This window comes from Bradyrhizobium sp. AZCC 1588, from assembly GCF_036924735.1.
GTDB lineage: Bacteria > Pseudomonadota > Alphaproteobacteria > Rhizobiales > Xanthobacteraceae > Bradyrhizobium.
Window position 1 is genome coordinate 4,040,997 of record NZ_JAZHSC010000001.1, and the last position, 23,055, is coordinate 4,064,051.

Annotated in this window: 20 protein-coding genes, 1 pseudogene and 1 riboswitch; of the genes and pseudogenes, 12 read left to right on the forward strand and 9 right to left on the reverse strand. The window is 63.0% G+C overall.

Annotated features, from left to right (window positions below):
• Positions 1-16: 16 nt before the first annotated feature.
• The gene (locus V1277_RS19000; RefSeq protein ID WP_334417630.1) at positions 17-1,204 is read left to right on the forward strand and encodes a DUF2125 domain-containing protein; all 1,188 of its coding nucleotides are present in this window, start codon (positions 17-19) and stop codon (positions 1,202-1,204) included.
• A gap of 40 nt (positions 1,205-1,244) precedes the next feature.
• On the opposite strand, the gene V1277_RS19005 is transcribed toward V1277_RS19000, so the two are convergent.
• The 4 genes and pseudogenes from V1277_RS19005 to V1277_RS19020 all read right to left on the reverse strand — a co-directional run bounded on the left by V1277_RS19005 (position 1,245) and on the right by V1277_RS19020 (position 5,235).
• Positions 1,245-2,120, reverse strand: coding sequence for a universal stress protein (locus V1277_RS19005; protein ID WP_334417631.1), 876 nt, complete (start codon positions 2,118-2,120; stop codon positions 1,245-1,247).
• A 200-nt stretch (positions 2,121-2,320) separates the two neighbouring features.
• Positions 2,321-3,263 (reverse strand): annotated as a pseudogene (locus V1277_RS19010) (prephenate/arogenate dehydrogenase family protein).
• Positions 3,260-4,357, reverse strand: a complete 1,098-nt coding sequence (gene hisC / locus V1277_RS19015; protein ID WP_334417632.1) for a histidinol-phosphate transaminase — start codon at positions 4,355-4,357, stop codon at positions 3,260-3,262. The pseudogene V1277_RS19010 and the gene hisC overlap by 4 nt, the downstream one beginning before the upstream one ends.
• Before the next feature lie 29 nt (positions 4,358-4,386).
• Positions 4,387-5,235, reverse strand: a complete 849-nt coding sequence (locus tag V1277_RS19020; protein WP_334417633.1) for a chorismate mutase — start codon at positions 5,233-5,235, stop codon at positions 4,387-4,389.
• 163 nt (positions 5,236-5,398) lie between these two features.
• Positions 5,399-5,478, forward strand: a riboswitch (SAM riboswitch).
• Positions 5,479-5,560: 82 nt separating this feature from the next.
• On the opposite strand from V1277_RS19020, the gene metX reads away from it, so the two are divergent.
• Positions 5,561-6,763 carry a homoserine O-acetyltransferase MetX gene (gene metX, locus V1277_RS19025; RefSeq protein WP_334417634.1) on the forward strand — a complete coding sequence of 401 codons (1,203 nt, stop codon included), beginning with the start codon at positions 5,561-5,563 and terminating at the stop codon, positions 6,761-6,763.
• Between the two features lies 1 nt (position 6,764).
• Positions 6,765-7,433, forward strand: a complete 669-nt coding sequence (gene metW, locus V1277_RS19030) for a methionine biosynthesis protein MetW (protein ID WP_334370473.1) — start codon at positions 6,765-6,767, stop codon at positions 7,431-7,433.
• 283 nt (positions 7,434-7,716) lie between these two features.
• Here metW and V1277_RS19035 read toward each other — a convergent pair whose 3' ends face one another.
• A complete protein-coding gene (locus tag V1277_RS19035) occupies positions 7,717-8,589 on the reverse strand; it encodes an alpha/beta fold hydrolase (RefSeq protein WP_334417635.1) in 873 nt (290 codons plus the stop codon).
• Positions 8,590-8,842: 253 nt separating this feature from the next.
• Here V1277_RS19035 and V1277_RS19040 point away from each other — a divergent pair, with 253 nt between their 5' ends.
• The 5 genes from V1277_RS19040 (at position 8,843) to V1277_RS19060 (ending at position 11,432) form a co-directional block, all read left to right on the forward strand.
• Positions 8,843-9,709, forward strand: coding sequence for a TIGR02594 family protein (locus tag V1277_RS19040; protein WP_334417636.1), 867 nt, complete (start codon positions 8,843-8,845; stop codon positions 9,707-9,709).
• 254 nt (positions 9,710-9,963) lie between these two features.
• Positions 9,964-10,167: a hypothetical protein gene (locus tag V1277_RS19045; protein ID WP_334417637.1), complete on the forward strand. Its 204-nt coding sequence runs from the start codon at positions 9,964-9,966 to the stop codon at positions 10,165-10,167.
• A 123-nt stretch (positions 10,168-10,290) separates the two neighbouring features.
• A complete protein-coding gene (locus V1277_RS19050; protein WP_334417638.1) occupies positions 10,291-10,560 on the forward strand; it encodes a hypothetical protein in 270 nt (89 codons plus the stop codon).
• Positions 10,553-10,849, forward strand: a complete 297-nt coding sequence (locus V1277_RS19055; protein ID WP_057842871.1) for a hypothetical protein — start codon at positions 10,553-10,555, stop codon at positions 10,847-10,849. Before V1277_RS19050 ends, V1277_RS19055 begins: the two co-directional genes overlap by 8 nt.
• A 391-nt stretch (positions 10,850-11,240) precedes the next feature.
• The gene (locus tag V1277_RS19060) at positions 11,241-11,432 is read left to right on the forward strand and encodes a hypothetical protein (protein WP_334370468.1); all 192 of its coding nucleotides are present in this window, start codon (positions 11,241-11,243) and stop codon (positions 11,430-11,432) included.
• A gap of 83 nt (positions 11,433-11,515) precedes the next feature.
• On the opposite strand, the gene V1277_RS19065 is transcribed toward V1277_RS19060, so the two are convergent.
• The gene (locus V1277_RS19065) at positions 11,516-12,295 is read right to left on the reverse strand and encodes a phosphatase PAP2-related protein (RefSeq protein ID WP_334417639.1); all 780 of its coding nucleotides are present in this window, start codon (positions 12,293-12,295) and stop codon (positions 11,516-11,518) included.
• Between the two features lie 780 nt (positions 12,296-13,075).
• Between V1277_RS19065 and V1277_RS19070 the strand changes: the two genes are divergently transcribed.
• Both V1277_RS19070 and fsrB read left to right on the forward strand, forming a co-directional pair.
• Positions 13,076-15,316, forward strand: a complete 2,241-nt coding sequence (locus tag V1277_RS19070; RefSeq protein ID WP_334420406.1) for a TonB-dependent siderophore receptor — start codon at positions 13,076-13,078, stop codon at positions 15,314-15,316.
• A 96-nt stretch (positions 15,317-15,412) separates the two neighbouring features.
• The gene (fsrB, locus tag V1277_RS19075; RefSeq protein ID WP_334417640.1) at positions 15,413-16,705 is read left to right on the forward strand and encodes a siderophore utilization protein FsrB; all 1,293 of its coding nucleotides are present in this window, start codon (positions 15,413-15,415) and stop codon (positions 16,703-16,705) included.
• 1,111 nt (positions 16,706-17,816) lie between these two features.
• On the opposite strand, the gene V1277_RS19080 is transcribed toward fsrB, so the two are convergent.
• Positions 17,817-18,602, reverse strand: a complete 786-nt coding sequence (locus V1277_RS19080; protein ID WP_334417641.1) for an MOSC domain-containing protein — start codon at positions 18,600-18,602, stop codon at positions 17,817-17,819.
• Positions 18,603-18,925: 323 nt separating this feature from the next.
• Between V1277_RS19080 and clpB the strand changes: the two genes are divergently transcribed.
• Positions 18,926-21,565 (forward strand): ATP-dependent chaperone ClpB, encoded by a 2,640-nt coding sequence (gene clpB, locus V1277_RS19085; protein ID WP_334417642.1) that lies wholly within the window; start codon positions 18,926-18,928, stop codon positions 21,563-21,565.
• A gap of 68 nt (positions 21,566-21,633) precedes the next feature.
• Here the strand turns inward: clpB and V1277_RS19090 are convergent, their stop codons facing one another.
• The gene (locus V1277_RS19090; protein WP_334370461.1) at positions 21,634-21,897 is read right to left on the reverse strand and encodes a hypothetical protein; all 264 of its coding nucleotides are present in this window, start codon (positions 21,895-21,897) and stop codon (positions 21,634-21,636) included.
• Between the two features lie 77 nt (positions 21,898-21,974).
• Positions 21,975-22,334, reverse strand: coding sequence for an SPW repeat protein (locus tag V1277_RS19095; RefSeq protein WP_334370459.1), 360 nt, complete (start codon positions 22,332-22,334; stop codon positions 21,975-21,977).
• Positions 22,335-22,522: 188 nt separating this feature from the next.
• Here V1277_RS19095 and V1277_RS19100 point away from each other — a divergent pair, with 188 nt between their 5' ends.
• A complete protein-coding gene (locus V1277_RS19100; protein ID WP_334417643.1) occupies positions 22,523-22,933 on the forward strand; it encodes a hypothetical protein in 411 nt (136 codons plus the stop codon).
• The last annotated feature ends 122 nt before the right edge of the window (positions 22,934-23,055 follow it).

Consider the following 23,055-nt stretch of genomic DNA (forward strand, 5'->3'; position numbering starts at 1 on the left):
AGCCAAAGGACGCCGCATGCCTGACATGACCCCTGCGCCGCGCCGGCGCCCGCTGTGGCGCCTCTTCATCGCGCCTGCACTGCTCCTTGTTGTTGCCGCGGCATGGAGCGCGTTCTGGTTCTATGCCGCTTCCGAAGTCGGCGTACGCGCCGATGCGTGGGCGCTGCAGGAAGCAAAGGCCGGCCGGGTCTATGCCTGCGGCAAGCGTTCGGTGGCCGGCTTCCCGTTCCGCTTCGAAGTCCGCTGCGACGACGCCAGCGTTTCGCTGGTCTCGCAGACCGCCGGCGCGCAGGTGCCGTTCACCGCGCGGCTCGGCGAGATCATGGTGATCGCGCAGATCTACCAGCCGAGACTCTTGATCGCCGAATTCAAGGCGCCGGCCACGCTCGCCGATCGCGGCCAGCCGCCGTCGATGAAGGTGAACTGGACCTTGGGCCGCAGCAGCGTGAGCGGATTGCCCGATGTGCCGCATCGCGCTTCCATCGTGTTCGACAATCCCTCGATCGACCGCGTCAACGGACCGGTCGAGACGCCGCTGGCGCGCGCCCGCCATGTCGAGCTGCACGGCCGCCTTGCCGAAGGCTCGACGAAGGATCACCCCGTGATCGAAGCCGTGCTGCAGATATCGGGCGGCAACGTGCAGGAGGTGCACCCGGTGCTGGCGCAGCCGTTCGACGCTGACATCCAGACCAAGCTCACCGGCCTGAAGGATTTTACGCCGAAGCCGTGGCCCGAACGTTTCCGGGAATTGCAGGCGGCGGGCGGCCATGTCGAGATCGTCCGCTCGCGGATTCAGCAGGGCGATCTGATCTCGCTGGCCGCCGGGACGCTGCGCCTCAATGCACAGGGACGGATCGACGGCGAGTTGCAGATGACGGTGACGGGACTCGAGCGCGTGATTCCGGCGCTCGGAATCGAGAAGATGCTGGAGGAGGGCGTGCCGCAGGCAACGCTTGATCGCGTCGCGCCGGGCGTCAAGTCTCAGGACCTCAACAATCTGTTCGGCGCGCTCGATAAGGCGATCCCGGGGCTCGGCAAGGTCGTCAAGCAGAACGCCAATGCCGGCGTCGCGGCCGGCATCAATTCGCTCGGCAAGGAGGCGGAGCTGGAAGGCAAAAAGGCGCGCGCCTTCCCGCTGCGCTTTGTTGACGGCGCGGTGTTTCTGGGGCCGATAAAAGTAGGGCAGGTGCCGCCGCTGTTTTAGGGCGTCAGCCCAAAAATTCAGAGTAATCGATGGACGAGGGCTAATGCGCCAAGAGAACGGGGCGTGCCGAAGCGTTCTTAAGGATGTGGCGCGTGGCCCCGCCCAGAAGCATCTCGCGCAGGCGGCTGTGGGAATAGGCGCCCATGATCAGTAGGCCGGCTTCATGCTCTGCCCCCGCCGCGAGCAGCGTATCGCCCACCGAGCGCAATTCCGGTGCAACCACCTGCGCGGTCGCACCGATTCCATGACAGCGCAAATAGGCAAGCACCTCGGCCTGCGAGGCTTGGCGATTGCTGGCGTCCCGATCAACGCTTATGACCTGCACTGATTTGGCGAGCTGCATGAACGGTATGGCAGCCGAGACCGCGTGCCAGCATTCCGGGCTCTCGTCCCAGGCGATCATCGCGCTGTCGGTCAGATCACTCTGCGGGCGAGCCGGCGCCAACAGCACGGGGCGACGGGTCTGCAGCAGCGATTGCTCTGCAATGGCCATGAGCGATTCCATCACGGTGGCGCTTGCGGCGACCATTAGGTCGAACGCAGCGGCCCGTTGCACCGCGATTTCCACATACGATCCCTCGGCTTCGCGCCAGGATGCTGCGAGCGGGCTGCCGGGCTCATCGCTCGCCGATAGCATCGGGATGCCGACTACCGCGCAGGCCTGCGCGAAAACCTGACGCGCATCCCGCGCAGCTCGCTCCCGTTCCTCGGCGTGCCAGTTTATTACCGGGACGCTCGCCATTCGTCCCATTTCGGTAACCGTTAGGCCGCCACGCGTGACCGGCGGCGGCGGCTCACTGATGAACAGTGCCTGGACGTGAGCCCCCAACGCCTTCGCGGCAGCCAGGGCCGTTTCAATTTGACCGGAATGACTGGCTGAGCCGGGAAGTGGAACCAGGATTCGCTTGATACTCATGAGAGCCTCCTGCGATGCCGCCGGTTGCGACGACAGACGGCAGATGTGCGTTGAGCCGAAAGCGAAATCTCGCAATATCGCCTAATTCATAACTCCCGGAATCACCCCAAAGTTCCGGAGACCCACGGCGTTCGCGCCGACCGGGTGGCTCGCAATGATGGCGTGGAGAGTGGCGCGCAAGCGCCGAGACTCCGTGCGGTTCACTCCGCCTTCTTCTCCAGCGGCGGATGCGGGCGGCCGAAGTCGGGCGCGGCGGAATCCTGGCCGATCTCGACGATGCCGCGGCGGATGGCGCGGGTGCGGGTGAAATGCTCGAACAGCGCCTCGCCGTCGCCGCGGCGGATGGCGCGGGTGAGTTTTGAAAGGTCCTCGTTGAAGGTGCCGAGCATTTCCAGCACGGCCTTCCTTGTTGTTCAAAAACACGTCGCGCCACATCGTCGGGTCCGACGCCGCGATGCGGGTGAAGTCGCGAAAGCCGCCGGCCGAGAATTTGATCACTTCCGAGGACGTTACCTGCGCCAGCTCGTCCGCGGTGCCGACGATGGTGTAGGCGATCAGATGTGGCAAATGGCTGGTGATCGCCAGCACCAGGTCGTGATGGTCAGGCGTCATGGTTTCGACCTTGGCGCCCATGCCTGCCCAGAACGCGCGCAGCGTTTCGACCGCCATGGGGTCGGCACCCTCGGGCGGGGTGAGAATGCACCAGCGGTTGATGAACAGTTCAGCGAAGCCGGAGTCGGGCCCGGAGTGCTCGGTGCCGGCGACCGGATGCGCCGGGACGAAATGAACATGGCCCGGCAAATGCGGCGCCATTTCGCGGACGATGGCGCCCTTGACCGAGCCGGCGTCGGAAACGATCGCGCCTGCTTTCAGGAACGGCGCGATCTCCTGCGCCACTTGCCCGCAGGCGCCGACGGGGATGCAGAGGATCACGAGGTCGGCGTCGTTGACGGCCTCCGCGTTGGTCTCCAGCACGCGATCGACGATGCCGAGCTCGGTAACCCGCGCACGGGTTTTCTCCGAACGCGCGGTGGTGACGATTTCGCTCGCAAGCCCCTGGGCCCGCACCGCGCGCGCGATCGAGCCGCCGATCAGGCCGAAGCCGATCAGCGCGACGCGTCGGAAGATCGGTACCGTACTCACTTGGCCGCCATGAAGTCGCGCAAGGCGTCGACGACGAGGCGGTTGGCCTCCTCGGTGCCGATGGTCATGCGTAGCGCGTGCGGCAGGCCGTAATTGTTCAGCGCCCGCAGCACCAGGCCGCGTTTGGTGAGGAACGTGTCGGCGTCGGCCGAGGTCTTGCCCTTCTCCGTCGGGAAGTGGATCAGCACGAAGTTGGCGACGCTCGGCGTCACTTTGAGCCCAAGCTTGCCGATCTCCTCCGTCAGCCAGTTGCGCCACTCTTCGGTGAACGCCTTCGACTTCTGGATATGCGCGGTGTCCTCGATCGCGGCGACCGCCGCCAGCATCGCCGGCGTCGAGACGTTGAAGGGACCTCGGATGCGGTTGACGGCATCGATGATGTGCGCCGGGCCGAACATCCAGCCGATCCGCAGTGCCGCCAGCCCGTGAATCTTGGAGAAGGTGTGCGTCATCACGGTGTTTTCGGTGGTGGCCACCAGCTCCAGGCCGAGCTCGTAATCGTTGCGCGACACGTAGTCGGAGTACGCAGCGTCGAGCACCAGCAGCACATGCGGCGGCAGGCCAGCGCGCAGCCGCTTGACCTCGTCGAACGGCACGTAGGTGCCGGTCGGGTTGTTCGGGTTGGCGAGCCACACCAGTTTCGTGCGCGGCGTCACGCGCGCGAGAATGGCGTCGACGTCGGCGGTAAAATTGGTCTCGGGCGCGACAACGTTCTTGGCGCCGTTTGCCATCGTCGCGATCGGATAGACCAGGAAGCCGTGGGCGGTCGAGATCGCCTCATCGCCCCGGCTGAGATAGGTGTGCGCCAAGAGATTGAGGATTTCGTCCGAGCCGGCGCCGCAGATGATGCGGTTGGGATCGAGCCCGTAGGCGCGGCCGATCGCTTCGCGCAGCACCCGCGAGGTCCCTTCCGGATAGTCCTCTAGATGCGCAGCCACGTCCTTGTAGACTTCGATCGCCTTCGGCGACGGCCCGAATGGGGTCTCGTTGGCCGACAGCTTGAACACCTTGCGGCCCGGCTCCGGCACCGGGGTCTTGCCGGGCGTGTAGGGCGCAATATCGAGAATGCCGGGATTCGGCACGGGGCGGTTCATCTTCAACTCCGGAATTTCGGGCGGCGTTTTTAGGGCTTCGCCGACCCGTTCGGGGGCACCGTATAGCGTGTTGCGTGGCTGCCGACGAGAGCCGACGAGCGCACCGAGGCGCCGGCCTGGATCAGGGCGGTCTTGATCTTCTCGAACCCGGTGCCGGCATCCGACACCAAAAGCGCCGCACCGTCGAAAGCGGTATCGGGCACCGCGACGATTTCGGCGAGCGGGGCGAGGGCGCGGGCGATATCGGCGTTCCACCCCGAGACGCGGACGCTCCACATCTGCACCTCCATCACCATGGCATCATCGGCCACGCGCGAGATCACGAACACCGGCAGCGCGGCCGGATGATCGGCGCGTTCGAGGAACGGCAGGCGGGCAATGATTTTTGGCGCGCCTTCGGCTTCCAGCGCACTCCACCACGGCGTGCGGCTCGAGACCGCCGAGACCAGCGCCAGATCGCCCTTGGATTTCGCCACGGCTTCAACCGCGGCCTGTGCGCTGAAATGGCCGACATAGGGCACGACAAAGCCGAAGTGAAACCGCGCCGAATCCCGCATCGCGGGCTCGCCGATCGAGACGTCCGCATGTACCGAGAACGGCGCCTGGACGTAAGTAAAGGTCGAGATGATGACGCGCCAGATGCTCTCGATGGTGTCTAACGGCAGGATGCCGCGATGGCGCTCGACCAGGCTGCGCATCATGCTGGCTTCCCGCGCGGGCCGGAACGCCGAGCCCACCTCCTGGGTCTGCTTCACCTGGATCAGCCGGTCGATGATGTCGCCGCGCGCCATCAAGAGGCGATGGACCTGCTCGTCGATCGCGTCGATCTCCTTGCGCAATTCCTGCAGCGAGGGCGGAGCCGGGGGAGCCTTGGACATGTTAAAACCTTCAGCGCCGGATCGGTCTGAAATCACCACCCAGCAAGGGCATTGATTAGAAAAGACGGCCGTCGAAAGCAAAGAGAAACGTCAGATCCGCCATGATCGCTGCAGGGTTAACCATGCGGCTGCCTTGACGGGGGACCTGCTTCGGACTAGCTTTGTTCCATTCCGTGGTCATTTGAGCCGGCCGGCTTGCAGCCACGTTAAACAACTCGCTAAACAGGCCGGGGACAGATTGATCCCGGCCGAACCTTTCGTTCAGGCCGGGTTTTTTACGGCCTGATTTCTGTCGTTAAGGACCTCCGCGAGGAGGAAGGTCGGGATGACACAATTGCAGTCGGTATCCAGTCCGTCGATTCACAGCGAGGACCGCGCCCATGAGGCCGATCATCCGACCTCGCCGGTGGCCAAATTCGGCATCGAGCAGCCCTTGAAGCTCGATTGCGGCATCGATCTCGCGCCATTCCAGATCGCGTACCAGACCTATGGCGAGTTGAACGCCGACCGTTCCAACGCAATCCTGATCTGTCACGCGCTGACGCTGGATCAGCATGTCGCCAACGTGCATCCTCTGACCGGCAAGGCCGGCTGGTGGGAAATCATGGTCGGTCCAGGGCGCCCGCTCGATACCGACAGATATTTCATCATTTGTTCGAACGTGATCGGCGGCTGCATGGGATCGACCGGTCCGGCCTCGACTAATCCAGCGACCGGCAAGGCGTGGGGACTGGATTTTCCGATCATCACCATCCCCGACATGGTCCGCGCGCAGGCCATGTTGCTCGACCGGCTGGGCATCGAAACATTGTTGTGCGTCATCGGCGGCTCGATGGGCGGCATGCAGGTGCTGCAATGGACGGCAGCCTATCCGGAACGGGTATTTTCCGCGCTGCCGGTCGCCTGCTCAACGCGCCATTCGGCGCAAAACATCGCGTTTCACGAACTCGGCCGGCAGGCCGTGATGGCTGATCCGGACTGGCACCATGGGCGCTATTTCGAGCGCAGCACGCATCCGCATCGCGGGCTGGCGGTCGCGCGGATGGCAGGGCACATCACATATCTCTCCGACGCCGCGCTGCATCGCAAGTTCGGGCGGCGGATGCAGGACCGCGAACTGCCGACGTTTTCGTTCGACGCTGATTTCCAGGTCGAAAGCTATCTGCGCTATCAGGGCTCGTCCTTTGTCGAGCGCTTCGATGCCAACAGCTATCTCTATCTGACGCGCGCGATGGATTATTTCGATATCGCCGCCGACCATGACGGCGTGCTGGCGGAAGCGTTTCGCGGCATCAAGACCCGCTTCTGCGTGGTGTCGTTCACGTCCGACTGGCTGTTTCCGACCTCGGAATCGCGCGCGCTGGTGCATGCGCTGAATGCTTCGAGCGCGCGGGTGTCGTTCGCCGAGATCGAAACCGACCGTGGCCACGATGCCTTCCTGCTCGACGTGCCGGAATTCTTCGACATTTCTCGCGCCTTCCTGGAATCCGCGGGCAAGTCGCGCGGCCTTGATGGTACAGGTGGCTGATATGGCCCTTCAGGAACAAGCATTGCCGCTCGGCGGCGTCGCGCCCGACCGCACGGGCAAATATCGCACCGATCATCTCCTCGTCGCCGAAATGATTGCGGCCGGCTCAAAAGTGCTCGACGTCGGCTGTGGCGACGGCGAGTTGCTGCAACTCCTGGAGAGCCGCGGCATCGATGGCCGCGGCATCGAGCTGTCGCGCGAGGGCGTCAACCGCTGCGTCGCCAAGGGGCTCGCCGTGGTGCAGGGCGACGCCGACACCGATCTCGTCAATTATCCGGACGATGCCTTCGATTACGTCATCCTGTCGCAGACCCTGCAGGCGACGCGGCAGCCGAAACCGGTCCTGGAAAACCTGCTGCGCATCGGCCGGCGCGCGATAGTGTCGTTCCCGAATTTCGGCTTCTGGAAGATGCGGCTGCAGTTGCTCGTCGGCGGCCACATGCCGCGTACCGAAAATCTCCCCGCCACCTGGTACGACACGCCGAACATCCATTTCTGCACGATCAAGGACTTCGTGCAGCTCTGCGACGAGATCAACGTCAAGATGGAGCGCGCCGTCGCGCTCGATCTCTACGGCCGCCCGGTGCCGCTGAACCTGCCCTGGTGGGTCTGGAACATGTTCGGCGAGCAGGGCGTGTTTTTGCTGAGTAGGGGCGGGAAGGGGAAGTGACGCCGTCAAACCGCCACCAGCGACCCGGATCGCGCACCATTGTGAGGTAAGCAATCTGTCAGGGCTCCCTCCCCCCTTGCGGGGGAGGGTTGGGGAGAGGGGTAAGCCCCGGGCTCCGGCGGAAGAGATACGGTGACGGCTCGCATCGCGAGAGAAGATCTTCGCAGAGGCTATCTTTATCCGTCCAACGACGGAGCAAGCGGCACCCCTCTCCCTAACCCTCTCCCGCAAGGGGAGAGGGAACTCTTCCGCCGGTGCGTCCCTCACACGTGCTGCGCTGCGGCTACACCACCGCCGCCACCATCGACCGCGGATCGCGCGTCGGCCATCGCCCGGCTTCCACCAGCGCGATGAACCGCTCCACCATCTCGTTGAACAGCGCCGGCTCTTCCAGATTGAGCACGTGGCCCGATTTCGGAAAGAACGAAAGCCCTGCGGCCGGTAGATGCTGCTTCAGGAACAGGCTCGGCCCGATGCAGTTGTCGTCCTCGTCGCCGCAGAGGATCAGCGCCGGCGTCGGCACGCGTCGGATCGCATCCGTCATGGTGTAGATCGACGGTCGCTTGCCCTGAAAGCTGCGCATGGTGTTGGCCGAGCCCCTGGCATCATGCCGCGCCAGCGCGGCGTAGAAATCGGCGTGGCCACGCGGGTCCTTCAGCAAAAATGGAATCCGGCTCGGCGCCTCACGCGTCACCTTGGCGACTTCAACCGATCCGATCGTTTCATACTGCTCGGCATTCGCGCGGCATTGCGCGCGGAAGGCGTCGAGATGTTCGAGTGACGAGCCAGCGCCGACGGCGGCGAGTGTCATCGACAGGGCGCGCTCCGGCGCATTGAGGCCGACCTGCAGCGAGGAATAGGAGCCCATCGACAGGCCGACGAAATGCGCTTTGGCAATGCCGAGGTGATCGAGCACGGCGAGCGCGTCGGTGTAGAAATACTCGTAGGTGTAGACCTCGGCCGAGGGCGGCACGTCGGATGGCGTATAGCCGCGCGCCGAATAGGCAATGCAGCGATGGCCGCGCGAGAAGTACCGCATCTGCGGCTCCCAATTGGTGTGGTCGGCCGCAAATTCGTGCAGGAAGATGATTGGCGTTCCGCTTCCGGCCTCCTCGAAATGGAGGCGGACGCTATCCTTGGCGACGGCATAGGGCATTTCGGATTCCTCTCGATTTTCTTGTTTTTGCGTAACTTCCTTGCGCAGCTAACCCACAAAATTGCAATTAATTCTCGGGGCTGCAATGCGGCAGAATCGTTGCATTTTCGCCTTCGAATCATCGCGGAATCACCCCGAAATTGTTTCCTCTTCGCCACATAAAATCTTCCTCTCGTCACATCCCGCAACGCAAAACGCCGGCCGCGTTCGTTCGTAGACGAACGCAAAGTGTGGGAGTGTTAGAGGACCAAGTATGAGTCAGTTGTTTGCGTTTCGCCGGTCGCTTCGAGTAATTGCGCTGGCACTGTGTTCGGCTTCCATCATCGTATTCGTCTCTCCAGCTTCAGCACGGCCTCAGCACGGCGCAGGGCGACACGCCCGGGCCCATCACGCCGGCCATCATGCGAAGCATCATTACGCATATCGCCACCATCACCATGCTCTCAGGATGTCGCGCTGGGAGCGCAGGGTTGCGCGAGCGCATGCCGGCGGCTTTGCGGGCATCAACCCGAGCTTCATGGAAAGCAGTCCCCAGACGGTTGCACCTGGCGGTTTCGTCTCGTCCAACACAGTCGCGCCGGCGCGCGCTGATCGGGGCCGTCGTGCCCGGCTCCGGCACGCCGCGCACGCATCGCGCTGGGAGCGCGCGGTCGCGAAAATGCACGCGCGTGGTCTTGCCGATGCCAACGCTAGCGTCACGCCGGGAACGAGCGTCGAATCCAATTCAACGGTAACGCCGACCGGCGGCGCGATGGCATCCGGCTACACCTCGTCGAACGTCGTCGCCGAAGCGCGGAAATATCTCGGCGGCAACCCCACGGGACGCGGCAGCCTGTGGTGCGCCCGCTTCATGAACATGGTCCTGCAGCATTCCGGGTATCGCGGCACCGGCTCGGACATGGCGAGCTCGTTCGCGAAATACGGCCAGCGCATTTCCGGCCCGCAGGTCGGCGCGATTGCGGTGATGTCGCGCGGCCGCCGCGGCGGTCATGTCGGCATCATCACCGGCGTCGACGCCAAGGGCAATCCGATCATGATCTCCGGCAACAGCGGCAACCGCGTCCGCGAGATGCCAGTCTCGCGCGGCCGGATCTACGCCTACGTCATGCCGACGAGCTGAGGCGGATTGCGTCGCGGCGCTTGTTCTCCTCGCCCCGTTCCATGCGGGGCGAGGCTGCCTTCACGATGATGCTTGAAGGCGGGGTGAAGGCCGGGAGATACCTCGGCAGCCGGCGCTTTGCGCATAGCGCTGGGATGGTTGGGCAGTCCGCCGAAACCGCCCCAGTAAAGGCGCGGGCTCCGGTCGATTTATCTCGCTACTGTCGACGAATGGGCGCAGCATTCACATCAGGCTGTCAAACAAGGAGGCCGCTCATGAACGGCAGCATATTCAACAGTAAGGGAACCCGCGTAGCTGTGGTGGTCGGTCCCGAAATTTTCGATCTTAGCGGCAAGAAGCTCTTTGACCTCAAGGGCAAGAACATCTACCGGCTATCCGGTGAATTGGTTGGTCATTTAAGTGACGCGAGCGGTTCGGCGAAGCGGCTCGACAAGGCGACCGATCGATTGTTCTCGTAATTGCGATGCCGGGCCGTATTAGTCCCCGATTCAGCGGCTGGCGCGGGTTGCCCTAACCTGGACGAATCCGCTTTGTTCGAGAAATCGATAGCTATTTGCGGGGAAAGGGCGCACGGTCGATACATGACCACGCGCTCGCGAAGGGAAATGGTTCATTTCAAGTGTCCGTTCCATCTCAAGGGGGTCGGCCGGCCATTGCCGCCTGGTGCTTATGAGGTCATCACCGACGAGGAGATGATCGAAGGTCTTTCATTTCAGAGCTTCCGCCGCGTCGCCACCATGATCATGGTCCCCGGCGCGGCGCCGCACCAAGCTTCGACGGAAATGATCTCGATCAGCTCGGTCGACCTTTCCGATGCGCAGCGCGACGACGCGATCGCATCTCGTGAGTGAAACCCCGGTCGATCTCGACAAGCACCGGGGCATGGCGGCGCAAAAGGCGACCGATATCCGCCGCGCGCTCGCCGACGTCGAGGCTAACGCAAAGCTGCAGCGGGACCGCCAGGCCGCCCTCGAGCTGCAGCTCCTGACCGTCCCGGCTGAGTCGTGGCCGGAAGCGGTCGCAAAGGCGCGGTACGTCCTGAATCTCTATGCGGCGGATTTGGCGCCGACCGACACGCATCACCGCGACCTCGTGGCCACCGTACTGGCCGACCTCACCCGCCTCGCTGGTGAAAGCTGACGTGGCGAATATTCCGGCTCGGCAGTCGAGCTTCTTGCCACGCACTCGAATTCCCTCGAACGCGCAACTGAAAGCACCGAATGCAAAATCTCTCGCCTCGTCACGTCAAGACTGAAGAATCGCTCCGCCTCGGTGTCGTTTCCGGATGGTACTCCACCAAAGTCAGCGGGACATTCGTCTCTGGCCCGCACGATTCCGAAGCCGAGTGCCTGCGCAGGATTGCGGAGATCGATCCTCAACCCGTTAGAAAGAAATGATGAGCATGAGAGCTGGCGGCTTGTCCCACCGATCCTTTGCCGGTCTTCCCGGGGCTGCTCGCCCCGGTGTCGTGATTATCAATTGGTAGTCCGCTTCGCCTGAGGGATTTCGGCACAATAGAGGTAGAAACAAGATGAACGAACGCCATGAGATTTTGAAGAAGGCTCGGGACCGCATGATTGAGGATCGCGATGCACACGCAAAGGTGCTCGCCGCGCCGTTCGATCGCGACAAGGCGGAGCGCGCGCGGCTAAAATTCGTCGAGATACAGGGCTTGATAGACGCGATCGATCGTGCAATGGCCGGCGAACGGGCGACGTTTTAGGGGCGCCAGAAGCAAGCGTAGCCCGGGCTCGCGCAGATGCGCGCCCGATGACGGCTCCACCAATGCCAAGCCGTCCGGACAATTCAGTCGGTCCTGGATTGACCGCTCGGCAAGGATTCGTCGCCGACGAGGTGCAGCGCGAACGGCTTGGGCGCGGACCCATGTCCGCCGTCGGCCAGGGCCAATATCTTTCGCCTTTTCCGCTTTGCCCGCGGCACAGCCTCGCTCTCGGAGGAACGAAACAGCGCGTAGTCGCGACGAAACAGCCAGCACGAAATCTGAAAGATGCCGTGGGTGATGAACAATGCGGCGAGCACATCGATCGAATAGTGATAGTGGCCGAGCAGCACGATTGAGCCGAAGAAGCCGGTCAGCGCGAGGTAGAATATTCGCCATTGCGGGATGTGCCAGAAGGCAAGCGCTGCGAGAAGCGGCAGGCCGGTATGGCCGGAAAAGAACAGGTCGCTGCCGTAGAAAATCGAGTTGAAGAACGGTGCCGGCTGCTGCGGATCGATCGGCGATGGCGCCACGTGGGTGAGGGCCACGAACACGGCGCGGACCAGCAGGAACAGCGCTGCGGCCTTCAGTGCGAATGGCAGCCGGTTCGGCCGCCACGCCAGCAGTCCTGCGGTGATCACGAATGCTGTGAACGTCCCGTAAATGAACAGAAAGCGTACGTTGAAAGGACCGACGCGGCTCAGCACAAAGTCGGTGACGTGGTTGCTGGCGTGGACGGTCGCGTAAGTGACGGCAGCGTAGATAGCAATAGAGCTGGCGGCGAGGAAAAATGCGCCCTCGGATAGCGAGCGCAGATACGCGCGATTGGCCAACAGCGTTCGGTAGAGCCGGATGGTGTCTTCCATTGCCACTGCCCTCCGTTCGCTAATGTGTAATGCGGGGCGCGGCAGCGGCGTATGAACTACGCCACATCTCGGAAACCCGACCCTTGTTGCGTATCCCTATGCCGCACTGGCTTCTCAATTTCGTGAGGACGTTTCGTGGGAACTCTGGGACGTAACAGCAGGCCTTCCGACGAAGTCGTTTTCTCAGTCCGACGAAGACACCCTGAAACAAACCAGTGGTTTGATGGCTGTCCCCAAACAACCGGAGAGACTCCCTGGGGCGAGGTTCAGGCTCACGCGAGATTTGCCTGAGGCGGTAGGTGTCGTCATGCGCGAAGATTTTGCTTCATCCAGTTTTCTTGCGGTTATCGTCGTCAGTTTGATTGTGGTTTGTACTGGCCTTCTAGCGCTTGGAATCTGAAATCCAGTTGGAGGCGACCCGTGCGTCGGCGCGACGCTGATGCGCGTCACGATTGAAGGCGACGCGATCGCACGTCTCTCCCGCTTGCCATCGGCAAACCGGCGCTTCTCTCCAGTCGCATTGACGTTGATGATGAGATCGCCGCCGCACGTCGTGGCTGTCTGCAAGACGACGTGCGCGTATTGAACGATTTCAGGGATATTCCGATCGATCGCGCAGTCTGGAGCAATTCTAGCAACCGCCCATCGAACTCCGAAGATGCCTGCGCTAGAGCGGGGCATCAAAAATCCTACCGGCCAAGCCGGCAGACTTCGGGGTATCTAAGGGTGACACCAACAGCATTTCATTCGTTTTCCGCCACTCGACTTCAACTGATGCGAATGATCTGCCTCGGGGCAGTCAGCAGTTTCGCCCTCTCCCTGCCGACCGCCGCTGCGCTGGCGCAGTCGTCACTGCCGCCGGTCACCGTGGACGCGCCGCAGCAGCGCGCGCGCCCAGCCGCGGCCCAACCATCCCGCCGTGCTGCGAACACGCGCGCTACGCGCGTCAATCGCGCCGCTGCCAACCCGCAGGCGGCACCGGCTGTGCCTGCATCGGGCCCAGGTGCCGGCGAGCGCGCCAATGGTCCCGTGCGCGGCTTTGTCGCCACCCGCACCGGCACCGCGACCAAGACCGACACGCCGATCATCGAAACTCCGCAGTCGATTTCCGTCGTCACCACCGACCAGGTCAAAAACCAGGGCGCGGAATCGGTCGGCGCTGCGCTGCGCTATACCGCTGGAGTCAGCGGCGACGTCAACGGCGGCTCCGACACGCGTTGCGGCGGCCTGCAGATCCGCAGTTTCGACATGACCATGCCGGGCCTTTATCTCGACGGCCTGCGGCTGCCCAGCAGCAACTACGTGCACTTTCTCTGCCTCGATCCCTACGGCGCCGAGCGTCTGGAAGTGCTGAGGGGGCCGTCCTCCGTGATGTATGGCGGCAGCGGCACCGGCGGCATTCTCAACTATGTCAGCAAGCTGCCCACGGCCCATCAGTTCGGCGAGATCTCCGTCTCGGGCGGCAGCTTCAATCGTTATCAAGGCGAATTTGACGTTGGCGGCTCCGCCAACAAGGAAGGCACCGTATTGTGGCGCCTGACCGGCGTCGTCCGCGACGGCGAAACCCAGGTCGATTTCACCAAGGACAACCGCGTCTTCATCGCGCCGGCGCTGACGATCAAGCCGAACGAAGACACCACCATCACGCTGCTGGCCAACTATCAAAAGGACACCACGGGCTGGGGCCTGCAATTCCTGCCGGCATCGGGCACGGCGTTTGCCAATAACGGCCGCTACATCCGGAATACGTTTTTCGGCGGCGAACCCAATTTCAACCGGTTTGATACCGAACTGGCCACAGCCGGGTATTTGCTCTCGCACGACATCAACGAGGCGCTCACGTTCCGGCAGAACCTGCGTTATGCGTGGATGCACAACGAACAGCAGAGCTTCTACGGCATGGGCTACGCCTCCGCGGCCGACGAAGCCGCGGGACTGATGTCACGCTATGGCGCAGGCGGTGCATCGACCATCAACTCCTTCGCTGTCGATAACCAGCTGCAGGGGAAGTTCGTCACCGGCATCCTGAGCCACACCACCCTGTTCGGCATCGACTACCGCAACACCTCGTTCCGGGACGCCGCTTCAGGGTATAGCACCGGCAAGATCAACGTATTTGCGCCTGTCTACACCAACACATGGACCAATGACGGCCCGTACGACGACAAGGACATCAAGCAGTCGCAGATGGGGTTCTACGCGCAGGACCAGATCAAACTCGGCCGGCTCTCGTTCTTGCTGGGCGGCCGGCAGGATTTCGCGACGACCGATCTCGACGACCGTTTCAACAAGTCTTTCGCCACGACCAATGCTTCGGCATTCACCCGTCGCGCCGCCGTGATGTACAATTTCGACAACGGTATCGCGCCGTATTTCAGCTACGCCGAATCATTCCTGCCGGTGCTCAACACCAACGCCGCGGGCGAGCTGCTGAAGCCGGAAACCGGCGTCCAGTATGAAGTCGGCGTGAAGTATCAGCCGGTCGGAATCAATGCGCTGATCACTCTGGCGGCGTTCGATCTGACGCGGTCCAATGTCGTCACCTTCGCACCTCCGTCGTACTTCGCCGAGCAGAGAGGGCAGGTGAACTCGCGCGGCATCGAGCTCGAAGGCACGGCCACGCTGATCGAAGGTTTCAACGTTCGCGGCGCCTACTCCTACATCGATGCCGTGGTCACGGAGGACCCCGTAAACGTCGGCAAGGCGCCGACCACCGTGCCGCTCAACCGGTTCGCGCTGTGGACCGATTACACGGTGCAGGGTGGCTCGCTCGCCGGCGTCCAGGTCGGTGGCGGCGTCCGTTATGTCGGCTCAACCTTCGGCGACGATGCCAACACCTTCAAGGTGCCAGCATCGACGGCGGTCGACGCGCTGCTGGCCTACACCAAAGACAATTATCGCCTGGCGCTGAACGTCACCAACATCGCCGACACCCGCTATGTCGCGGCCTGCTACGGCTACACGAGCTGCTTCTATGCCGAAGGCCGCAAGGCGATCGCCAAGCTGACCTATCGATGGTAGGTCTGCCGCGAAATGCGACGTATACATCACCGCCGGTCAAATCGACCGGCGGTGATGATGTTTGCTAATTGAGGCACCAACAGCACGGGCGAAGCCATGAAATCGATCTTCGGGCGACTGCATCGCTGGGCCGGCCTTCTCACCGCCGGCTTTCTGTTTTTTTCCGGCATCACCGGTGCGATCATCTCGTGGGATCACGAGATCGACGACCTCTTGAACGCGCACCTGTTCGACGTGACCAGCAGCGGTCCCGCGATTCCCTCCGTCGAACTAGTCAAGCTGATCGAGCAGCGCGATCCGCGTGCGCGCGTCGTCCACATGTTCATGACCCCGGAGAAAGACCATTCGCTGTGGTTCTTCGTGCTGCCGCGGATCGATCCCGCCACCGGCAAGCGATTTAATCTGGATTACAATCAGATCTTCCTCGATCCCAACACCGGCGCAGAGCTCGGGCGGCGCCACTGGGGCGCGGTGTGGCCGGTGACGCGCGCCAACTTCGTCTCGTTCCTCTACAAGCTGCACTACACCATGCACATTCCGGAGTTCTGGGGCAGCGATCGCTGGGGGATGCGCGTGCTTGGTGTCATCGCAATCATCTGGACCATCGATTGCTTCGTCGGTTTTTATCTCACGCTGCCGTCCCGTCGCCGCGCAAGGGCTGATCGGGCGCCTGCCGTTGCGCGCGAACTCGGCCGAGGCTTCTGGGTGCGCTGGGCGCCGGCCTGGAAGATCAAGACCTCGGGCAGTGCCTATCGAATCAATTTCGATATCCACCGCGCTTTCAGCCTGTGGACCTGGGCGCTGCTGTTCGTCATCGCCTTCACGGCGTTCTCGCTCAACCTGTATTTCGAGGTGTTCTCGCCGCTGATGAAGACGGTATCGAACTACACCCCGACGCCGTATGAGCAGCGTCCCTATCGGCACCTCGACGATCCGATCGAACCCAAGGTCACGTATGCCGATATCGCCGCGCGGGCGGCGGCCGACGGCAAGAGCAGGGGGTGGACCACGCCTGTCGGTTCGATCAACTACGGCCCGGCGCATGGCGTGTATGCAGCGGCCTTCTTCCATCCCGGCGACGATCATGGCGCCGGCGGCGTCGGTCCGGCGCAGCTTTATTACGACAGCGAGGACGGACGCCCGATCGGCGAGCGACTGCCGTGGGTCGGCACCGCCGCTGATATCTTCGTGCAGGCGCAATTCCCGCTGCATTCCGGACGCATCGTCGGGCTGCCCGGCCGCATTCTGATCTCGGTGATGGGGCTGGTGGTTGCGGCGCTATCGGTGACCGGCGTCGTGATCTGGTGGCGCAAGCGCCGTGCCCGTGTCCGGGTGCGGGAGACCGCTGCAGCACGCTCGAGCAGAGGCCAGCTTGCGCCGGCGGAATAGCTCTATCGCGCGTCGTCATCGACGTGCATCAGATATTGTAAGTGTTGCTCACCCTCCCCTGGAGGGGGAGGGTCGGTTCGCATGAGCGTAGCGAAATGCGAACCGGGGTGGGGTGATCTCTCCACCCGGGCACTGTGGCCGTGGAGAGACTGTCACCCCACCCCGCCGCTCATTGCATGAGCGTCGACCCTCCCCCTCCAGGGGAGGGTGAACAGTCCCGTAGGGTGGGCAAAGGAGCGTAGCGACGTGCCCACCATCCATCATCGATCGTGCGGCTTAATGGTGGGCACGTTTGCGCTTTGCCCACCCTACGGCACCGACGACGTGACTGCCCGGTTGGGCAAATCACTTCTGATTTTCCGAAATGGTGTCAAGCCCAGGAATCAAAAATATTCCGCTTAACATGACGGGCAAATCAGTCGCATAACTCCGTCCGTCTCACCCATTGAGGGGCGCTCGCGATCGTCACGACCGTGCGGTGAGATGCGATGGACGCGGAATGCGCAAGACGTAGGCGCAGGAAGCGTACGGCGAAGTCGTGTGGTTCGGGCGCCGCGGTGCTGGCGTTAAGTCCTTAAGAAGCGAAGCTTCTTGGGGGCGACGGAGGCAAAAGAGCCGTTCTCCGGGAAGAGCACGAAGTAAGCCGTAAAGCCATTGCGCAGGGAAGGCCGGGATGCTCCCGCTGTACCTGTATGCTCGTGTGCGTGTTCTTGATGCGCAATTGCACACGAGACCGCGGGTGCAGCAAGCACCCGGTCTTCCCTGCGCCCTCTACCAAGAGGGCGGGAAGTTGAGAGCAAACCTCGGGCGATCAGCGTCGCGAGAAGGACGCCTCATATTCAGTCGTCATCCCCGCGAAGGCGGGGACCCAGTATTCCAGAGACAGCAGTGATTGAACCGATAAGCCACGGCGTACTGGATCCCTTGGGTTCGCGGGGATGACAGTCGAGTGTTGCGTCGCTATCTCCACGTCATTGCGAGCGGAGCGAAGCCATCTATCCCCGAGCCGAGATGTGGATTGCGTCGCTGCGCTCGCAATGACGCGGATAGGCCGCGGCGTACTCCCGCATGCGGAGTATGGTGGACGTGCTCGCAAATGACGGCAGACGCCCTACAACAACTCCGGCTGCTCCGCCGCGATCGCATCGCCGGTGCTGATGCTGCCGCCGGTGATCACCTCGGCATAGATCCCGCAGTCGCCGTGGCCGAGCTGGCGCTGCAGTGCCGGAGGAATCGCGAGGTCACGCTCGGCGGTATCGGGATCGACATTGACGGCGGCGCAGCGGACGATGCGTTTCACCACCTTCAGCCTGCTGTCGCCGATCGCAAGCGTCCGGTCGAGCAGGTCGAATTCGTGCCAGGCCGGCCAGCCCTCGACATAGAGATTGGCGCGGAAGCGAAGCGGATGGACCGGGGCGCCGACGATGTCCTCGATGGCGCGGACGCTGGCAAGGTTGATGATCGAAACGACCTTGCGGGCGACGTCCGAAAAACTGTGGCCGGGGCTTTCGAGCACCTTCGGCGGGCCCTTGATCTGGCCGGCAAAGGCGGTGGCAAAGAAGTTCTCGATTGTCCGCCGGCCCTCGGCAGTCGTGAGGTCGCCCTGGGCTGCAATCTCGCCGTTCCGGCGGATCGAGAGGACGTTGCTGGCGTCGTCGAAATGGGTGTGCAGGCCTGCCAGCCACTCATCCCGCATCAGCATCAGGAAGTGCGGCTTCGGCAGCCATTTCGGCTCCGCCGGGTCGAAACCGGAGGGGCCGTTCTCGATGGCGTAGCGGCGGTCAGCCAAAAGGGTTTGCCCGGGTTTGAGCTCGGCGCGGTCGAGCTGCTCCGGGGTCAGGCCTTTGACGGGGTAACGGTAAATCCAGGCGATCCGGGCGGGGGAGGTAGTGTCCATGCGGCTTATTAAGAGATTCCCCCGGCTCGCGCCACAACTCCGAATTTATGGCTGCGGCTCTTCCGTTTTGCCCGGCAGTGCCCACATTTGCGTCAAGCCTGAAAACAGGGCGACGACCCGCGGCCGGTTGAGGAATATCAACGCGGTCCGCGGATACCCAATGAAGATGCCGCAATCATGCCACGCGTGACCCGCGAAAGTGTGTGCGGTTTCGCGTCAAGGTCACGCGCCAAACATAAATGGGGCGCGATCGGACGCAAAACCGGTTTCCACTTTTGCTGATCGCGCCCCGGGTGGGAGCGGCATGCCGAGGGAAGCAAAAGATGAATATTGAAAAATACACCGAGCGGGCGCGCGGCTTCATCCAGTCTGCGCAATCGCTCGCCATGCGCGATGGGCACCAGCAGTTCTCGACGCTGCATGTGCTGAAAGTGCTGCTGGACGACAGCGAGGGGCTTGCCGGCGGTCTGATCGACCGCGCGGGCGGTAATTCCCGCGCCATCCTCAAGGCCACCGAGGACGCGCTGAAGAAGCTGCCGAAAGTCTCGGGCAGCGGCGCCGGGCAGATTTATCTTGCCCCCGATATGGCGCGCGCCTTCGACGCGGCGGAAAAAGCGGCCGAGAAGGCCGGCGACAGCTTCGTCACGGTCGAGCGGCTGCTGTTGGGGCTGACGCTCGAGAAGAGCGGCGAGGCCGGTACCATTCTGAGCAAGGGCGGCGTCACGCCGCAAAACCTCAATGCGGCAATCGAATCGCTGCGCAAGGGCCGTACAGCCGATAGCGCATCGGCCGAAAACGCCTATGACGCGCTGAAGAAATATGCCCGCGACCTCACGCAAGCCGCGCGCGACGGCAAGCTCGACCCAGTCATTGGCCGGGACGAGGAAATCCGCCGCACCATCCAGGTGCTTTCCCGCCGCACCAAGAACAATCCGGTGCTGATCGGCGAACCTGGCGTCGGCAAGACCGCGATCGTCGAAGGCCTGGCGCTGCGCATCCTCAACGGCGACGTGCCCGAGAGCCTGAAAGACAAGAAACTGCTCTCGCTCGACATGGGCGCGCTGATTGCAGGCGCCAAGTACCGCGGCGAGTTCGAGGAGCGGTTGAAGGCGGTGCTGCAGGAAGTTACCTCAGCCGAAGGCTCGATCATCCTGTTCATCGACGAGATGCATACGCTGGTCGGCGCCGGCAAGGCGGACGGCGCGATGGACGCGTCCAACCTCTTGAAGCCGGCATTGGCGCGCGGCGAGCTGCACTGCATCGGCGCGACGACGCTCGACGAATATCGCAAGCATGTCGAGAAGGACGCCGCGCTGGCGCGGCGCTTCCAGCCGATCTTCGTCTCCGAGCCGACGGTCGAGGACACGATCTCGATCCTGCGCGGCCTGAAGGACAAATACGAGCAGCACCACGGCGTTCGCATCACCGATTCCGCGCTTGTCGCCGCGACCACGCTGTCGAACCGCTACATCACCGATCGTTTCCTGCCCGACAAGGCCATCGACCTCGTGGATGAGGCTTCGGCGCGGCTGAAGATGCAGGTCGATTCCAAGCCGGAAGAGCTTGATTTGATGGACCGGGAAATCATCCGGTTGAAGATCGAGCAGGAGGCCCTGAAGAAGGAAACCGATCTCGGCTCGAAAACCCGCCTGCAGACGCTGGAAAAGGAACTGGCCGAACTCGAGAAGCAATCGGCCGACCTGACTTCGCGCTGGAGCGCGGAGAAGAACAAGCTGTCGAACGCGCAGAAGCTGAAGAGCGAACTCGACACCTTGCGCATCGAACTTGCCAATGCCCAGCGTCGCGGCGAATTCCAGCGTGCGGGTGAGCTCGCCTATGGCCGAATTCCCGAACTCGAAAAGAAGCTCGCCGAACTCGAAGCCAAGGAAGACGTGGGCGAGATGATGGAGGAGGCGGTAACCGCCAACCACATCGCGCAGGTGGTGTCGCGCTGGACCGGCGTTCCCGTCGACAAGATGCTGGAAGGCGAAAAGGACAAGCTCCTGAAGATGGAGGATAGCCTCGGCAAGCGCGTGGTCGGCCAGGCCGAAGCCGTGCGCGCGGTGGCAACCGCCGTGCGCCGATCGCGCGCCGGCCTGCAGGACCCGAACCGCCCGATGGGCTCGTTCATGTTCTTGGGCCCGACCGGCGTCGGCAAGACCGAACTGACGAAGGCGCTGGCGGAGTACCTGTTCAACGACGAGACCGCGATGGTCCGCCTCGACATGTCCGAGTTCATGGAAAAGCACTCGGTGTCACGGCTGATCGGCGCGCCTCCCGGCTATGTCGGCTATGACGAGGGCGGGGCGCTCACCGAAGCGGTGCGGCGGCGGCCCTATCAGGTCGTGCTGTTCGACGAGATCGAAAAGGCGCATCCCGACGTCTTCAACGTGCTGCTGCAGGTGCTCGACGACGGCCGGCTGACCGACGGCCAGGGTCGCACCGTCGACTTCCGCAACACGCTGATCATCATGACCTCGAACCTCGGTTCGGAGTTTTTGGTGAACCAGCCGGAAGGCGAGGACACAATAGCGGTGCGCGAACAGGTGATGGGGATGGTGCGGGCGCATTTCCGGCCCGAATTTCTCAACCGCGTCGACGAGATCATCCTGTTCCACCGCTTGCAGAAGAGCGAGATGGGCCGGATCGTCGAGATCCAGTTCGCTCGCCTGCAGAGGCTCCTGGAGGATCGCAAGATCACGCTGACGCTGGATGCAGCGGCGCGCGACTGGCTGGCCGCCAAGGGTTGGGATCCGGCCTATGGCGCGCGGCCGCTGAAGCGGGTGATCCAGCGCAACCTGCAGGACCCGTTGGCCGAGATGATCCTCGCCGGCGAGATCGCCGACGGCGACCGCGTCGTGATATCGAGCGAAGGCAACGTGCTGACCTTCAACGGCAATGCCGCGCAAACCGCGGAGATCGCCCAGTTCGAAGCGCCGGTGCCGAAGCGCAAGCTGAATTGAGCCTCATCAACGCAAAAGCCCCGAACACGCAATGTTCGGGGCCTTTGGCCAAGGAGCCTGTGGCTACGTCATTCCGTTGAACTGACGGCGGGCCCCGGCTCACCGGGATCATCGTCCTCGGGCTCGAGCTCCGTCAATATATCCACGAGTTCGCGGACCCGGCCGGTCGCCAGCGGCCGGCCCGCATTCAGCATCGGCTCGTCATTGGCCATCCAGGCTTGAGCCTCCGCCAGCTCATCTACTGTGGCGCCGGTTCCGATGATCTGGGCGATCGTGACTTCGTCAGCCCCGCTGACTGCCTTGATGATGTCGTCCCGGGTAATGCGGTTCATTGCTGCTCATCCCCTTCACGTCGCGCCAACAACCGCCCGCCGCATGCTCGCGGCGGGCGGTACGAGGGCAAGGCGCCTCAGCGGCCCGTAGTAAGCCGCGGCGGGTATTGCGTCATGAGCCAGATTTCGATCGCCGCCAGCACCGCCACGGCAGCGCCGATCAACACGTGCACCGTCATCGCCGTGGTCCCCTGGAAGCCCAGTACCCAAGGCGATACCAGCGCCCACAGTCCGACGATCAGGTTCAGCCACTCCTCCCACACCGCGAACGCTGCCAGCGCCGCTATCGCAATGATCGCGATTACGAGACCCGTGAGATAGGCGTTGGTGGAAACCGTTCCGGCGTCAAAGCCGAACATCCAGGGCGAAAAGAACAGTATCGCGCCGAGGACCAGGTTCGCGACGTCGCACAATTTTGCGTTGCTCCAGTTCTCCATGGCATCCTCCATTGAAGATTTTGCCAATTAGTCAACCGGGTAACGGCCGTTCGGGTTCCATCGGGGCCGCGACTGAATGTAAATTAATGAAACCGCCGGGCGGCGCTGCGATTGCCCTTGCAGGTAATGGGCGTCGGCTACTGCCGGGAGCACCGGCCCAGAGTAACCCAGAGACAGGGTTCCCTCCGATGACGAAAGAAATAGTCCTACACAACAGACCCGTCTTCGATCAGATCCACCCCAGCATCTATGGAGCCGCCGTCGGGCTTGTGGCGTGGTTTGCGGCAGCGGCCTGGATACTGTTCGACCGCCAGAGTGACATCGGACTCCTGTTGGCCATGGTCAGCGTATTGTTGCTGGTTGCCGTCCTGCTTCCGTGGTCGCTGTCGCTGGTCTGGAAGAGGCACGCGAAGCCACATCAACCGCACTCCGACGAGACCTCGTTTCATGATTGGAGAATTGGCGACGTCGCGGTCTGGGACAGCAAGATCCATGGTACGCACGCGGCAATCGACATGCTGCTGCCGCTGGCCGCCGTTGCCTTCGGACTTACGGCGATCGGAATAGTCTTCCTGATCAGCGCCCGCGCGGCGCCGTAAAGTTGCCGCTCGGGGTGGCGCTTTCCCGGGCAGCATCGATCTGGACGAGCAGCGTCCCTGTTCGCCTGCGGAGCAGCGGATCATCGCGCTCCGGAGATCCTTCCTCCGACATCGTATCTCCG